The 13,974-nt window shown below is 64.1% G+C and carries 14 protein-coding genes; 9 read left to right on the top strand and 5 right to left on the bottom strand.

The annotated features are described in order from the left end of the window. Positions 1-10: 10 nt before the first annotated feature. Together ACEWPM_RS11035 and ACEWPM_RS11030 are read right to left on the bottom strand one after the other, a co-directional pair. On the bottom strand, positions 11-1,573 hold the full coding sequence (locus ACEWPM_RS11035) for an acetolactate synthase large subunit (RefSeq protein ID WP_393962399.1): 1,563 nt from the start codon (positions 1,571-1,573) through the stop codon (positions 11-13). Further along, the gene (locus ACEWPM_RS11030) at positions 1,570-2,694 is read right to left on the bottom strand and encodes a histone deacetylase family protein (protein WP_393962400.1); all 1,125 of its coding nucleotides are present in this window, start codon (positions 2,692-2,694) and stop codon (positions 1,570-1,572) included. Before ACEWPM_RS11030 ends, ACEWPM_RS11035 begins: the two co-directional genes overlap by 4 nt. A gap of 62 nt (positions 2,695-2,756) precedes the next feature. Here ACEWPM_RS11030 and ACEWPM_RS11025 point away from each other — a divergent pair, with 62 nt between their 5' ends. The 9 genes from ACEWPM_RS11025 (at position 2,757) to ACEWPM_RS10985 (ending at position 11,239) form a co-directional block, all read left to right on the top strand. Beyond that, complete coding sequence (locus ACEWPM_RS11025; protein ID WP_393962401.1) at positions 2,757-3,440, top strand: GntR family transcriptional regulator; 684 nt, start codon at positions 2,757-2,759, stop codon at positions 3,438-3,440. A 69-nt stretch (positions 3,441-3,509) separates the two neighbouring features. Beyond that, positions 3,510-5,087 carry an ABC transporter substrate-binding protein gene (locus ACEWPM_RS11020; protein WP_393962402.1) on the top strand — a complete coding sequence of 526 codons (1,578 nt, stop codon included), beginning with the start codon at positions 3,510-3,512 and terminating at the stop codon, positions 5,085-5,087. A gap of 75 nt (positions 5,088-5,162) precedes the next feature. Then, entirely contained in the window at positions 5,163-6,134 is a 972-nt protein-coding gene (locus ACEWPM_RS11015) for an ABC transporter permease (protein ID WP_393962403.1), read from the top strand. Then, on the top strand, positions 6,131-6,970 hold the full coding sequence (locus ACEWPM_RS11010; protein WP_393962404.1) for an ABC transporter permease: 840 nt from the start codon (positions 6,131-6,133) through the stop codon (positions 6,968-6,970). The genes ACEWPM_RS11015 and ACEWPM_RS11010 overlap by 4 nt, the downstream gene beginning before the upstream one ends. After that, positions 6,967-8,589 (top strand): ABC transporter ATP-binding protein, encoded by a 1,623-nt coding sequence (locus ACEWPM_RS11005; protein ID WP_393962405.1) that lies wholly within the window; start codon positions 6,967-6,969, stop codon positions 8,587-8,589. Before ACEWPM_RS11010 ends, ACEWPM_RS11005 begins: the two co-directional genes overlap by 4 nt. Positions 8,590-8,628: 39 nt before the next feature. Further along, positions 8,629-9,261, top strand: a complete 633-nt coding sequence (locus ACEWPM_RS11000) for a 1-acyl-sn-glycerol-3-phosphate acyltransferase (protein ID WP_476454008.1) — start codon at positions 8,629-8,631, stop codon at positions 9,259-9,261. A 1-nt stretch (position 9,262) separates the two neighbouring features. After that, positions 9,263-10,198, top strand: coding sequence for a phosphatidate cytidylyltransferase (locus tag ACEWPM_RS10995; protein ID WP_393962406.1), 936 nt, complete (start codon positions 9,263-9,265; stop codon positions 10,196-10,198). After that, positions 10,195-10,590, top strand: coding sequence for a hypothetical protein (locus tag ACEWPM_RS10990; protein WP_393962407.1), 396 nt, complete (start codon positions 10,195-10,197; stop codon positions 10,588-10,590). The genes ACEWPM_RS10995 and ACEWPM_RS10990 overlap by 4 nt, the downstream gene beginning before the upstream one ends. After that, a complete protein-coding gene (locus tag ACEWPM_RS10985; RefSeq protein WP_393962408.1) occupies positions 10,583-11,239 on the top strand; it encodes a CDP-alcohol phosphatidyltransferase family protein in 657 nt (218 codons plus the stop codon). The genes ACEWPM_RS10990 and ACEWPM_RS10985 overlap by 8 nt, the downstream gene beginning before the upstream one ends. A gap of 5 nt (positions 11,240-11,244) precedes the next feature. Here ACEWPM_RS10985 and ACEWPM_RS10980 read toward each other — a convergent pair whose 3' ends face one another. The 3 genes from ACEWPM_RS10980 to ACEWPM_RS10970 form a co-directional block, all read right to left on the bottom strand. Then, on the bottom strand, positions 11,245-11,943 hold the full coding sequence (locus ACEWPM_RS10980; RefSeq protein ID WP_393962409.1) for a DUF1045 domain-containing protein: 699 nt from the start codon (positions 11,941-11,943) through the stop codon (positions 11,245-11,247). Between the two features lie 102 nt (positions 11,944-12,045). Then, positions 12,046-12,414 (bottom strand): DoxX family protein, encoded by a 369-nt coding sequence (locus ACEWPM_RS10975; RefSeq protein ID WP_393962410.1) that lies wholly within the window; start codon positions 12,412-12,414, stop codon positions 12,046-12,048. 889 nt (positions 12,415-13,303) lie between these two features. Then, positions 13,304-13,972, bottom strand: coding sequence for an NnrU family protein (locus ACEWPM_RS10970; protein ID WP_393962411.1), 669 nt, complete (start codon positions 13,970-13,972; stop codon positions 13,304-13,306). Positions 13,973-13,974 lie beyond the last annotated feature (2 nt).

The raw sequence follows: 13,974 nt of genomic DNA, 5'->3' as shown, positions 1-13,974 counted from the left end.
GCCTTTCAGGTTAGAGCATCGCTTCGATCAGATAGGGGCCGGGTTCGTGGGCCGCGTCCTCGATGGCGCGCATCAGCTCGGCCACGTCCTCGACCCGGCGGCCGGGCACGCCCATACCGCGTGCCATCGCCACGAAATCGAGATGCGGGCGATCAAGGTTGAGCATGTCGAGCGCATCCTGCCCCGGCTGGGCGCCGACATTGTGCAGTTCGGTCTTGAGGATCGCGTAGCTTTGGTTGGCGAGGATGATGGTGGTCACGTTCGAACCCTCGCGCGCCTGCGTCCAGAGACCCTGGATCGTGTACATGGCCGAGCCGTCGGCCTGCAGCGTGACGACGGGCCGGTCGGGGCAGGCGATGGCGGCGCCCGCCGAAAGGGGAATGCCGATGCCGATGGAGCCACCGGTGAGCGCCAGCCACGAGTTGGGCCGCGCCATGTCACCCGCAGGGAAGGTCGCGCCGCCGGATGAGACAGCCTCGTCGATGATGATCGCATCCTCGGGCAGAGCATTGGCGAGCGCCGCGCCGAGGTTGTCGAGCGTGATCGCGCCGGACTGGGGCCGGGCGGGCATGGCGGGGCTTTGCCCTGTGCCGGGCTTTGCGCCGACGCGGTCTGCCAGCGCCGACACGGCGGCCTGCCCGTCGCCATCGACGCCCACCAGGGTCACCTGCGCGCAGTTTTCAGGTAGCAGAAGGCTCGGCTTGCCCGGATAGGCAAAGAAGGCGACGGGCGGCAGCGTCTCGATCAGGATGGCGCGGTCATAGGGGGCGAGACAGGCAATCGCCCCGTCGATCGGGTAGGGGATCTTGGGCAGCGGCGCGCGGCCCTGTCCCCGCTCGATTCGCCGGGACGAGGTGGGGGCGAGAATGGTCGCGCCGGTCTTCTCGCCGATGCCTTGCAACAGCTTGAGCGTTGCCGGGTCCTCCAATACCGAATTGCCAACGAGGATGGCGGTCTTGCCGCCGGGCGCGAGCAGTTTCACCGCCTCGTCCAGCCGCGCCTCATCCAGTGGGGCTGCGTCATCGGGCGTTAGTTCGGGGGCCATCTGGCCGCCCTCGTCCCAGCCGATATCGGCGGGCGCGACCAGCGTGGCGATGCGGCCGGGCTTGCCCTTGGCGACGCGCAGCGCCTCCATCGCATCGCGTGAGAAGCTGCCGGCATCCTCGCCCGATTTCACCCAGTCGCTGAAGGGCGCGCAGGCCCCTTCGACATCAGCCGAAAGAGGCGCGTCATATTGCCGGTGCCGCAGCGCATGATCGCCGACAAGGTTGACCATCGGAACGCGCGCCTTCTTGGCGTTGTGCAGGTTCGCCGCCGCGTTGGCGAAACCGGGCGCGAGATGAAGCAGTGTCACCGCAGGCTTGCGGGCCATGCGGGCATAGCCATCGGCGGCGCCGGTCACGACCCCCTCGAAGAGGCCAAGGACGCAATGCATCAGCTTGGTGCGGTCCAGCGCATCGACGAATTGCATCTCGGACGTGCCGGGATTGGCGAAACAGGTGTCAACGCCCGCCGCGTGCAGGCTGCGCACGACGCTTTCGGCGCCGTTCATTTCCTTGGGTGCATCGCTCATGTCGTTGCCTCGCGGAAGGTGGTGATGAAGGCCTTGGCGTTGTCGGCCAGCGACGGGCCCAGATATCCGCCCTCCTGCACCAGCACGGTGGGCACGTTCAGCGCGGCCAGGCGGCGGGCCATTTCGGCAAAGCCATCGGGATAGACCTGCACGGCTGCCAGCGGATCGTCGGCGGCCATGTCGAAGCCCAGCGAGACGACCAGCGCCTCGGCCCCAAAATCCTTGATCGCCTTGATCCCCTTGTCGAGGGCTTCCAGCACATCGTCCTCGGTCGCGCCTTGTTCCAGCAGAATGTTCATCGATTTGCCGATCCCCTCGCCCTCGCCGGTCTCATCCGCGTGGCCAAGGTAGAAGGTGGGGTAGGTCGCGGGATCGGGATGCAGCGAGCAAAAGAAGATATCGCCACGCTCGTAGAGGATATCGAGCGAGCCGTTGCCAGTATGCACATCGACGTCGATCAGCGCGACCTTTTTGTATTTGGAGGTCAGGTGGTTGGCCACGACGCAGGCGTTGTTGAAAAAGCAGAACCCGTTTGCGCAGTCGCGCATCGCGTGATGCCCGGGCGGTCGGCAGAGCGCATAGGCGCTGCGCGATCCGGCCAGCACATCCTCGGCAGCGGAAATCGCGGTCTGGGCGGACCAGTAGACGGCCTCCCATGTACCCTCGGTCAGCGGGGTCGAGGTGTCTGTCATCCACCAGCCCAGCTGGCCGTGGATATCGTTCGGCTCCTTGCCGCGGCGTACGCCCGGATGCATCGTGGGGATGGCCAGCGCGTCCGGCCCGGCGCTTTCGACGAAACGCTTGTAAGCGGTGGGCAGGAAGTCGACATAGCCGGGATTGTGCACCGCCTTGACCGGGTCCAGCCCGTGATCGCCGGGTTTGGTGATCTCAAAGCCTTCGCCGATCAGCATGTCGCGCAGGATCTCGGCGCGCTGGGGCTGCTCCTGATGCGGCATCGCGGCGCCCCGGCGAAAGTAGGTGGTGGGCGCGTGGCGCAGCTGGCGCTCGTCGAAGAAGGCTTTCATCGGGATGTCCTCATGTTGGTCGCGCAGGCTGGCTGCGCCGGCTTTGCCGACAGTAGTGGGCCGGGCGCGCCGCATCGTCAATACGCGGCGCAGCATTGCAAGTTTCGTTTGCCGGATCAATGTGATTGATGCATGATGCATCAAAATCAGGGATGCGGATGAAAGAACTCAGCAAGGAATCGCTTGGCAGTGCCATCTATGACAGGGTCAGTCAGGACCTTGTCCGGGGCAAGTTGCGACCGAATCAGAAGGTCACGATTCGCGGTCTGGCCGAGACGCTGGGAACCAGCTCGACCCCTGTGCGCGACGCAGTGCAGCGTCTTTTGCAAGACAACGCGCTGGAGCAGCGTTCGCTGCGGGATGTGCGCGTGCCGGTGCCTACGATGGCCCAGTATCAGGAGATTGCGGCCCTACGCGCCGAGTTGGAGGGCATGGCCGCCGCCGAGGCCGCGCGCGTTGCCACCCCTCAGGATATCACCAGTCTGCGCCGTATCATTGCCCGCAACGAGGAGGCCATCGCTGCCGCCCGCTGGACCCGCGCCGCCGAGCTGAATCAGCAGTTTCATTTCGCGCTGGCCGAGGTGGCGCGTATGCCCATGCTGCTGGATATCCTGACGCGGCTATGGCTGCGCATGGGGCCGCTCATTTCCGGCTATTACGATGGAGCCAAGCAGGACATGGTGCAGCGTCACCACGGCGTCATCGCGGCCTTCGAGGCGGGTGATTCGGATGCAGCGCGGGCAGAGATCCGCGCCGATATCGCCGAGGGGCGCGAGGGCATCACACGTTACATCGCCTCTTTCGGCGAAGAGTTCGGGCCAGGATCGGAGCCTTCCAGATGACGGGTGGAAATACCTGCTCATTTGGTTAATCTGATGCCATAGAAACGATAACAACCAACGGGGAACATAATGTTACGACCTTTCAAACTTGCTGCTGCGGCAGTGGCGCTGGCGCTGACCAGTTCATTCGCAGGCCCGCTGGCCGCGCAGGATGGCGAGCCGCAGGATGGCGGCACGCTGAACGTGGTAATCCAGCCAGAGCCACCCAGCCTGATGCTGGGCATCGTGCAGAACGGCCCTACCCAGATGGTCGCCGGCGACATCTATGAAAGCCTGATGTGGTATGATTTCGATCTCCAACCGCATCCGCAGCTGGCTGAATCCTGGGAGATTTCCGACGACGGCAAGACCTATACATTCAAGCTGCGCGAGGGCGTCGTTTTCCATGACGGCGAGCCGTTCACATCCGAGGATGTGAAATTCTCGATGGACGTGTTCCTGCGCCAGATGCATTCGCGCATGGGCGTCTACATGGAACATGTCGAGAGCATCGAAACCCCCGACGATTATACCGTCGTCTTCAACCTCAAGCAGCCCTTCGGCCCCTTCATCGGCATCTTCGAGGCCGGCACGGCGCCGATGATTCCCAAGCATATCTATGAAGGCACCGATTTCGCCAACAACGAGGCGAACAACACCCCCATCGGCACCGGTCCGTTCAAGTTCGATGAATGGCAAAAGGGCAGCTACATCCACTTCGTCAAGAACGAAGATTATTACATGGAAGGTCTGCCGCATCTCGACGAGATCTATTACCATGTGATCCCCGACGCCGCATCGCGCGCCGTGGCTTACGAGACGGGCAAGGTCGATGTGCTGCCCGGTGGCTCGATCGAGAATTTCGACGTGCAGCGTGTGCGCGAGATGGAAAACACCTGCATCACCGAAAAGGGCTTCGAGTATTTTGCGCCCCATTCGTGGATCTGGGTCAACCTGAACAACAAGCCGCTCGACGATGTGAAGGTGCGCCAGGCGATGATGCATGCGCTGGATCGCCAGTTCGCGCGCGACGCGCTGTGGAATGGACTGGGTAAGGTCGCGACCGGCCCGGTTTCATCCGCGACCAAATTCTATGCTCCCGACACGCCTGATATCGGCTACGACCCCGAGAAGGCCAAACAGCTGCTGGAGGAATCCAGCTATGATGGCGAGACGATCCGCCTTCTGGGTCTACCTTACGGCGAGACGTGGCAGCGGTGGGCCGAAGCGGTCAAGCAGAACCTGACCGAGATCGGCATGAACGTCGAGCTGGTGCCGTCGGATGTGGCGGGCTGGAACCAGAAGACATCGGACCGCGATTTCGATCTGGCGTTCACCTACGTCTATCAATACGGCGATCCGGCGCTGGGTGTGTCGCGCAGCTACATGGGCGACAATGCCGAGCCGGGCAGCCCGTGGAACAACGTCGCCAATTACCAGAATGCCGAGATGGACAAGCTCTGGGACGAGGCCGCGCTGATGGCGAACCCTGAGGACCGCAAGGCCGCCTACAAGACCATACAGGACCAGATCGTCTCGGAGGTGCCGAATCTGTGGCTGCTGGAGCTCGGCTTTCCGACAATCTATCGCTGCAACGTCAAGAACCCGGTCAACACCGCGTTCGGCGTGAATGACGGCTTTCGCCGCGCGTGGATTGCCAAGGAATAAGGGCAGATGCCTCCGGTCCGGGCCGCTCGCGTGGCCCGGACCCATTACTGACATGGAAACAAGGCTGAGCCGCACGTGACACGTTTCATCCTGGGCAGGCTGGTCAAGGCGGTGTTTATCCTGCTGGCCATCCTGATCTTCAATTTCTTCCTGATCCACGCCGCGCCGGGCGATCCCGCCGCCGTGATGGCAGGTGAGGCCGGGGCCGGGGATGCCGAATACCTTGCGCAGCTGCGCGCGCGCTTCGGCCTTGATCAGCCGCTTTATGTTCAACTGTGGATCTACCTCAAGGGTGCTGTCCAGCTGGACCTTGGATATTCCTTTCGCCAGCAGATGCCGGTGGCCGAACTAATCGTTGACCGCTTGCCGGCGACCCTTTTGCTGACCGGCGTGGCCTTCGTGCTGTCGCTGGTCCTCGGCGTGATCGCCGGTGTCGCGGCCTCGGCCCGCCAGGGCAGCTGGGGCGACACGGTGATCTCGACCCTTGCGCTGCTCTTCTACGCGACGCCCCTCTTCTGGGTGGCGCTGATGGCTGCCCTTGTCTTTTCTGTCTGGCTGGGCTGGCTGCCGGGATTCGGCTACTCGACCATCGGCGCAGGCTATACCGGCTTGGCGCATGTGCTGGACGTGGCCAAGCATCTGGTGCTGCCCGCCTCGACGCTCGGCCTTTTCTTCATGGCAATCTACATGCGCATGACGCGGGCTTCGATGCTTGAGGTCAGCCGCCTCGATTTCGTGAAAACCGCGCGCGCGAAGGGCCTCAAGCGCAGCGTGATCCAGCGCCGCCATATCCTGCGCAACGCGCTTTTGCCCGTCATCACGCTGGCGGGCCTGCAGGCGGGGCAGATCTTCGGCGGTGCGATCCTGACCGAGACGGTCTTCGCCTGGCCCGGCATCGGGCGGCTGATGTTCGAGGCGATCAACCAGCGAGATTACAACGTGATCCTCGGCGTCTTCTACATCTCGGCCGCGATGGTGCTGCTGTTCAACCTGATCACCGACATCGTCTATGTCATCGTCGACCCGCGGATAAGGCTGACGTCATGAGGGATTTCTGGAAACGCTTTTGCTATAACCGCGGCGCTGTGGTCGGCCTGGTCATCCTGGCCCTTGTCATCATTGCAGCCATCCTTGCTCCCGTCCTTTTTCCGCAAAGCCCGTGGAAGATGGTGCAACGGCCGTTCCTGCCGCCCTTTACGCAAGATGGCCTCCTTCTGGGGACCGATGCGTTAGGACGCGACGTGCTATCAGGACTCTTTCATGGTGCTTACGTCAGTCTGATCGTTGGTCTCGTTTCGACCATCGTGGCGCTGGCAATCGGCGTGCCGGTAGGCGCGCTGGCCGGGTATTTTGCTGGGCGCACGGATGACGCGCTGATGCGCTTTACCGAGTTCTTCCAGACGATCCCCAGCTTTGCGCTGGCCATCGTTCTGCTGGCGATCTTTCAGCCCAGCCTGACCTTCGTGATCATCGCCATCGCGATCGTTTCCTGGCCCCCCGTTGCGCGCCTTGTGCGCGGCGAAGTCCTGAGCCTCCGCACACGCGAATTCGTCGAGGCGGCGACGCTCTCGGGTCTTGGCAATACGCAGATCATCCTGCGCCATGTGCTGCCCAACGCGCTGCCGCCCATCATCGTGCTGGCCTCGCTGATGGTGGCGCAGGCGATCCTGCTGGAAAGCTCGCTGTCCTTCCTTGGCCTCGGCGATCCCAACATCATGTCTTGGGGCTATATGATCGGGGCCGCGCGCACCGTCATCCGCACCGCCTGGTGGCTGTCCTTCCTGCCGGGCATGGCGATCCTTCTGACCGTGCTGGCGCTGAACCTGATCGGTGAAGGGCTGAACGACGCGCTCAACCCGCGCCTGACGAGGAAATCCGAATGAGCCTTTTGCAGATCCGAGACCTTGCCATCGCGCTGCCCGTTGGGGCCGACCGGATGTATGCGGCGCAGGACATCAATTTCGACCTCGCCCCCGGCGAGATCCTCTGCATCGTGGGCGAGTCCGGCTCGGGCAAGTCCATGTCCGCCAATGCAGTCATGGGTCTTTTGCCCCAAGGGGTCGAGCCTGCGGGCGGCACGATCACCTTCGACGGGCGGGAGATCCTGGGCCTTTCGGAGAAAGAGATGCTGAAGCTGCGCGGCGGCCGTATCTCGATGATCTTTCAGGAGCCGTTGAGCGCGCTCAACCCGCTGATGCGCGTCGGCGCGCAGATTGCCGAGGTGTTTGAGGCGCACGGCGCGCTGACCGGCCCCGAGCGCAAGGCACGCGCGCTGGAACTGCTGGGCGAGGTCGGCATCCCTGACCCCGAGGCCGCCATCCGCGCCTATCCATTCCAGCTGTCGGGCGGACAGCGCCAGCGCGTGATGATCGCGATGGCCTTGGCTCTGGAGCCCGATATCCTGATCGCGGACGAGCCGACGACGGCGCTGGACGTCACCACGCAGGCGCAGATCCTGCAGCTGATCGAGGATCTGCGCAAATCGCGCGGCATGGCAGTAATCTTCATCACACATGACTTTGGCGTGGTGGCCGATATCGCCGACCGCGTGATCGTCATGCAGACCGGCAAGATCGTCGAGGCGGGTACTGCTGATGAGGTCCTGCTGAGGCCGCAGCATCCCTATACGCGCGCCCTGATCGACGCGATCCCGCGCCTCACCCAGCGGGCCGAGGCCGAGGAACAGACGCGCGATCCGATCCTGACCGTCGAGGGGCTGAACAAGACGTTTTCCACCGGCTCGGGCACGCTTTTTGGCAAGCGGCGCGTGGTCAAGGCGGTGCAGGATGTCAGTTTTCAGCTGTACGCGGGCGAGACGATCGGCATTGTGGGCGAGTCTGGCTCGGGCAAGTCCACTGTCGGGCGTTGCCTTGTGCGCCTTCTCGATCCCGATAGCGGCCGCGTGATGGTGGATGGCGGCGATATCGCCCATATGTCGGGCAGCGAGCTGCGCGATCAGCGGCGCAAGCTGCAGATGATCTTTCAGGATCCATTTTCGTCGCTCAATCCCCGCGCCCGCGTCAGCCGCATCCTGACCGAGGGCCTGATTGCCTATGGCACCGCCAAATCCGAGGCTATGAACCGCGCGCGAGAGCTTTTGGAGGTCGTGGGCCTCGATGCCTCCGCGATGAATCGCTTCCCGCACGAGTTCTCAGGTGGCCAGCGGCAGCGCATCGGCATCGCACGGGCGCTGGCGCTGGACCCCAAGATCATCATCGCGGACGAGGCCGTGTCGGCGCTCGACGTGTCGATCCAGGCGCAGGTGCTGGACCTTCTGGCCGACCTCAAGACGCGGCTGGATCTGTCGATGCTGTTCATCACGCATGATCTGCGCGTCGCGGCGCGGATCTGCGATCGGATCATCGTCATGCAGAAGGGCCGCATCGTCGAGGCGGGGCCAGCGGGCAAGGTTCTGCATAATCCTGACACTGAGTATACGCAGTCCCTGCTGGATGCGATTCCGGGCCAGGAATATGAGCGCGCGCTGGAAGGTACCGCGTGAGCGCCGGCCGCGCTGACGGCGCCAGTAAAGGCTGACGTGATGCCCATCCTTGCCCGGATTTGCGCGGCGGTCATCGTCGGCTTTGCCCGCGCCATCACCGCCGTGCGGGGCATCTGGACCGGCAGCGATCCCGCGCCGGTGCAGCGGATCTATTACGCCAACCACGCCAGCCACGGCGATTTCGTCCTGATCTGGACGGTGCTGCCGCGCACCTTGCGCGCCCGCGCCCGGCCCGTTGCCGGATCGGATTACTGGCTGGCCTCTCGCCTGCGCGCCTTCATCGGGCGCGAGGTGTTCCGCGCCGTGCTGATCGACCGTAACCCCGAGACACGGCGGGGCGATCCGGTGGCGCAGATGAGCGATGCGCTGAACGCGGGCGATAGTCTGATCCTCTTCCCCGAGGGCACACGCAACACGAGCGAAGATCCGCTATTGCCGTTCAAATCGGGGCTATACCATCTGGCTGCGGCCAACCCCGAGGTCGACATGGTCCCGGTTTGGATCGCCAACCTGAACCGCGTGATGCCCAAGGGTGCGCTGGTGCCAATTCCGCTGATCTGCACCGTCACCTTCGGCGCGCCATTGCGGCTGGAGGAGGTCGAGGAGAAGGGCGCGTTTCTGGACCGCGCGCGTGAGGCGCTGCTGGCCCTATCTCCGCAAGAGGAGACCTGACATGGATACCCATTTCCTGATCCTGCTGATCTGCGTGCTGGCCGTCCTGATTACGGCCAGCATCGCCGGCCAGTTGGTGAAGCGCAAGGTGGGGCCGGACGATCTGACGGTTCAGAACCTCAATGCACGGATCAATACGTGGTGGGTGATGGCGGGGGTCATCGCGCTGGCTTTTACCCTCGGGCGGACGGGGGTCGTCGTCCTCTTTGCGCTCTGCTCCTTCGCGGCGCTGCGCGAGTTCCTGACGTTGACCAACACCAGGGCGGCGGATCACTGGGCGCTTGCCGCCGCCGTCTTTGTCGTGCTGCCGTTGCAATACCTGTCGGTTGGCATGGCGTGGTACGGGTTCTACTCGATCTTCATCCCCGTCTATGCGTTCCTCTTCATGCCGATCCTGTCGGCGCTGCGCGGTCAGACGGACAATTTCCTGATCCGTGTGTCCGAGGCGCAATGGGCGCTGATGATCGCTGTCTTCTGCGTCAGCCATGTGCCTGCTCTGCTCAGCCTCCAGATCCCCGGCCATGAGGGCCGCGGCCTCTTCCTGATCTTCTTTCTGATCGTCGTCGTGCAGTTCAGCGATGTGATGCAATATGTCTGGGGCAAGCTCTTGGGCCGGCGCAAGATCGCGCCGCGCCTTTCGCCCTCCAAGACTTTGGAGGGGCTGGTGGGCGGTGTTCTGAGCGCCAGTCTGCTGGGCGCCGCGCTGTTCTGGATCACGCCCTTCACACCGCTGCAGGCCTTTGCCATTTCGCTGGTCATCACGCTCATGGGTTTCTTCGGCGGGCTGGTCATGTCGGCGATCAAGCGGGACCGGGGCGTCAAGGATTGGGGCCACCTGATTGCAGGACATGGCGGGTTCATCGACCGGCTGGATTCGGTGATCTTCTCTGCGCCGATCTTTTTCCACATCGTGCGTTTCTGGTGGGACCTGCATTGAGCCTGCGCCGCCTTGCCGCCAGCACGCCGGTGCATGTTGCCATCGGCTTTGCCGCGATGGGCGGCTGGGCGGTCTGGGCCAATGCGGCGCATGGGGCGGGGCCTGCCCTGCTGGCTGGGCTGGTGCAGGGGGCCATTTCGGGCGCACTGACGCTGGGGCTGAAACAGTCGGTCGACTGGATGCGACCCCGTATGCGTGGGCCGTTGGCCTATGTCGCGCCGCCGCTGATCGCCGTGATCTGCTCGGCGCTGATCCTGATCACCGCGCATGGGCTGGCCGGCACGCCCGAGATATGGACGACGATCGCCGTGCCCTTGGCCGTATCGTTCAGCTACATCTTTGCCTATAACATCCTGCGCCAGCGCGCTTCTGAGAGGACACCCCATGCCTGACCTCGGCAACCGCCGCCCCCTCAGCAGCCGCGACACGAAATGGGCCGCGCGCATCACCCGGATGCTGGCGGCGCGGGGCGCGACGCCCAATGGCATATCGCAGGCCAGCATGGTCGCCGCGGCGGTGGCGGCGCTGGCCTTCTGGGCGCTGGCGGCTGTGCCGGTGGGGGCGCGCGCGGTGATCTTGCTGATCATCGGGGCGCTTGGCTGTCAGATCCGGCTGCTCTGCAACCTCTTCGACGGAATGGTCGCGGTCGAGGCGGGCAAGGCCGCGCCGGACGGACCGCTCTGGAACGAGTTTCCGGATCGCGTCTCGGACATCCTGATCCTTTTTGGCGTGGGCCTGGGCATGGGGCAGCCGGTTCTGGGGCTGGGCGCCGCCTGCATGGCGGTGCTGACGGCCTACACGCGCGAGCTGGGCGCCTCAATTGGCCTCGCGCCCGATTTCTGCGGCCCGATGGCCAAACCGCACCGCATGGCGCTGATCACCGGGGCCGCGCTACTGGCGATTTTCGAGACGACACTGGTGCCGCCGGGAACCACCCTGACCATCGCGCTCTGGCTGGTCCTGCTGGGCGCGGGCGCCACCGCGCTGCGCCGGGCATACCGCATCCGTGCAGCGCTGATGTTGCGCGGCGAGGAGTCCTGAGCGTTTTATCCCGTGCTATTTGTGAGGGGCGCGCGGTGAAGCGCGTGAAACCGGCCATCCGCATCCTCGCCCATCAATGTCAGCGCGTCTATCGCGAAGGGCCGGGGCAGCAAGGGGTCGAGCAGCGGCGTCAGCACGCGCCGGGTGCGGGCGGCCATATCGTCATCCAGCGGCCCGGTAAGCGTGACGTGAAACCTGAATTGCTCCATCACATGCGGGTAGCCCCAGCGCAGCAAGAGCGCGTCCGCTTCTGGCGACAGGCGCCCATGCCTGCGCCGCGCGATCTCAGCCTCGGTCAGAGGGGCGCGAAAGGCGTCCAGCTGGCGCACCGTTCCTGCGGCCAGCGCGGTCAGCGCGGTGGTATCGCCCTCGGGCCGCAGGCAAAGGAACCTGCCCAGCCGTGCAAGGCCCAGCGACTCAAGCTGGATCGGCGCGCATTGGCCTGCAAAGCTGTCCAGTGCGCCGCGCAGCCCTTCGAATGTCTGATCCTCAACCAACCGGAAAGGCGCCTTGATCGTTGCGTGAAGCCCGTACTTCCGGGGCCGGGCCGTGATCTGAGCGACGGGCAGATCCTCGGCGGGCGGGTGCGAGCGTTCGGACCCGCAGGCGGGATCCCAGCCCAGCCAATGGGCACCAAAACTGGCAAGCGGGCCGGGGGCCGGCGTCCAGTAGATGGCGTATCGCAGATAGGGACCGGATGGCATGCAGGTGGCCTTTCGGCAGTGGAAATGGACCGCATCTGACATGACAGAAGCGATCCTTAATGCAAATGCTGATCTCGTCGTTTCAAGTGAGGTTTTCCACGCCTAACGAAAGGCGCGAAACCGCCCCGGTCCCTGTGCCGCGAGGATCAGAAGCCCTCCGGCGATCGACCAGTTCTTGATCATGATCGTAACCTGCCAAGGGTCGGCGCGAAGCTGCCAATGGAACCAGCTGGTGAAAAGGCAATAGCCAGCCAGAGTGACCGCCCAAAGGCGGATGCGCGGCCCGGTCACAAGGAATATCGCAGCGATAAGATTGAAGAGCGCAATCAGCCAGGCCAGCGCAGCGGGGAGGCCGATCGAGACGATCATGTTCTGCACTTGAGCAGGGTCTGAGACCTTCTGGACTGCGCCCGCAAGAAAGAGAAACGCAATCAGCATCCGCCCGATGATGTTCAAGAGGTCACGCATCATGGGATTTCGAGCTCGTTATACGAATGTGTCATGGACCTGTATCAGACCGCGCGCGTGCAGGCAGTTCAACCGCGAAACGGCGCGGCGCCTCTGATTGAGATTACATCGCGGGCAGGATCGTAATGTCGTGTATCGTGCCGCCCGCGCCCCCGATCATCCCAACCTCGATGGCGGCGCCACTTTCCAGATCTACGGTCTAGAGCGTGCTGCCATTCACCAGCCAACCAGTGTTTTTCATATCGGCAGCGGTCTGGATGTCGAAGGCGTAATTCGCCTCGGTCGCCCCTGCCTCTGGCCGAGGCGGCGGATACGGTCAGGGCAAGGGCTGCGGTCGAAAAAGTTTCGATACGAAGCATGATGAAATCCTTTGTCGGGGCCTGCCATTGCACGGCGCTCATCGCCGTCCATGCCCTTGAGGACACCGGGGGGCGGGAAAACGGATGCAGGAAAAACGGAAGTTTTTGCCTCCACTGTACGGCGGGGCGTGTCTTTCCCTTTGAAAGGGACAGGATTGATGCATCACTTGACACAGGCTAGGCACCGCATCCGCCGAACCACGCGCCCGGATGCGCCTGCATTTGCGGCGGGCCGCCAATCCGGCGTGGACGCGATACTGGGCAGCGAGGACGCGCAGCTAATGTGGGTGGCGCGCCGCATCATGCACGAATCCGGATCTGGCGGAAGAGGCGCTTCAGGATGCGATGGTGCAGGTCTGGCGCAAGGCGGCGCAGCAAAGCTCTGCCTTGATGATCTGCCGGACCCGAATGCGCAGCAGTTCTACGAGGTGACGCTTGAACCCTGGGGCAGCTCTCCGACCGAGCGCCCAACCGGGCCGATCATCGGCAAAGGGTTCGCGATGCCGCAGATCTGGGGCGCGGCACCAGGATGCTCAGAGGGCGGGCACGCCGATCACCACGGGATGCGCTGCGATCAGTGCCGCAAAGGCAGTTACCCCGGCGGCAATGCGCAGGGCGAGGCGGGGCCAGGAATGCGGTGGCTGGACGCGCGGCGCCGCCATGACCCGGTGTTGCAGGGCCTGCCAGCGCTCGGCGCCTAGTATCCGCCGCTTGCGCATGTCGATCAATGCGCGGCCGGCCAGGGCGAAACTGCCCAGCACGCCAAAGAGTATGACATGCGCCAGATCACCATTGGGCAGAAGGTGCAGCCCTGCCCACAGCGCCAGCGCCACCAGGACCGGGTGGCGCATCCAGCGCATGATGCCGGGATGCGCGGGATCAAAGCTGTCATTGTGCGCTCCGCCAAAGGAAAACGGATTGGGCCGTCCCAGCGACAGTGCGAGGATCAGGCAAACCGCCAGCATTCCCAGATGCACCACGTGGCGCTGCCACTCGGCTTGCGGCCAGAGCTGGACATAGGGCGCCTGTCCCGCCGCCCAGATCAGCAGCACCAGCATACCCGTGGACAGGGCCGAATAGGCCAGCCCGAAGCCGCGCGCACCGATCTGCCGGGTGATCCCGGCCTTGACCGCCGGGCGCACCGGGATCGAATGGGTCAGGAAGAACGCGGCGAATATGGCGGCGAAGGCGGTCCAACTCATGG

Origin of the sequence: Roseovarius maritimus (assembly GCF_043355895.2) — a bacterium.
Lineage (GTDB): Bacteria > Pseudomonadota > Alphaproteobacteria > Rhodobacterales > Rhodobacteraceae > Roseovarius > Roseovarius maritimus.
Note: the sequence above shows the minus strand (reverse complement) of the source record. Positions and strands in the feature narration are given on the sequence as shown.

What these genes read in the sequence shown, in the direction of transcription:
- ACEWPM_RS11035 (WP_393962399.1), bottom strand. Translation starts at nt 1,573, where the DNA reads ATGAGCGATGCACCCAAGGAAATGAACGGCGCCGAAAGCGTCGTGCGC.
- ACEWPM_RS11030 (WP_393962400.1), bottom strand. Translation starts at nt 2,694, where the DNA reads ATGCTGCGCCGCGTATTGACGATGCGGCGCGCCCGGCCCACTACTGTC.
- ACEWPM_RS11025 (WP_393962401.1), top strand. Translation starts at nt 2,757, where the DNA reads ATGAAAGAACTCAGCAAGGAATCGCTTGGCAGTGCCATCTATGACAGG.
- ACEWPM_RS11020 (WP_393962402.1), top strand. Translation starts at nt 3,510, where the DNA reads ATGTTACGACCTTTCAAACTTGCTGCTGCGGCAGTGGCGCTGGCGCTG.
- ACEWPM_RS11010 (WP_393962404.1), top strand. Translation starts at nt 6,131, where the DNA reads ATGAGGGATTTCTGGAAACGCTTTTGCTATAACCGCGGCGCTGTGGTC.
- ACEWPM_RS11005 (WP_393962405.1), top strand. Translation starts at nt 6,967, where the DNA reads ATGAGCCTTTTGCAGATCCGAGACCTTGCCATCGCGCTGCCCGTTGGG.
- ACEWPM_RS11000 (WP_476454008.1), top strand. Translation starts at nt 8,629, where the DNA reads ATGCCCATCCTTGCCCGGATTTGCGCGGCGGTCATCGTCGGCTTTGCC.
- ACEWPM_RS10995 (WP_393962406.1), top strand. Translation starts at nt 9,263, where the DNA reads ATGGATACCCATTTCCTGATCCTGCTGATCTGCGTGCTGGCCGTCCTG.
- ACEWPM_RS10985 (WP_393962408.1), top strand. Translation starts at nt 10,583, where the DNA reads ATGCCTGACCTCGGCAACCGCCGCCCCCTCAGCAGCCGCGACACGAAA.
- ACEWPM_RS10980 (WP_393962409.1), bottom strand. Translation starts at nt 11,943, where the DNA reads ATGCCATCCGGTCCCTATCTGCGATACGCCATCTACTGGACGCCGGCC.
- ACEWPM_RS10975 (WP_393962410.1), bottom strand. Translation starts at nt 12,414, where the DNA reads ATGATGCGTGACCTCTTGAACATCATCGGGCGGATGCTGATTGCGTTT.
- ACEWPM_RS10970 (WP_393962411.1), bottom strand. Translation starts at nt 13,972, where the DNA reads ATGAGTTGGACCGCCTTCGCCGCCATATTCGCCGCGTTCTTCCTGACC.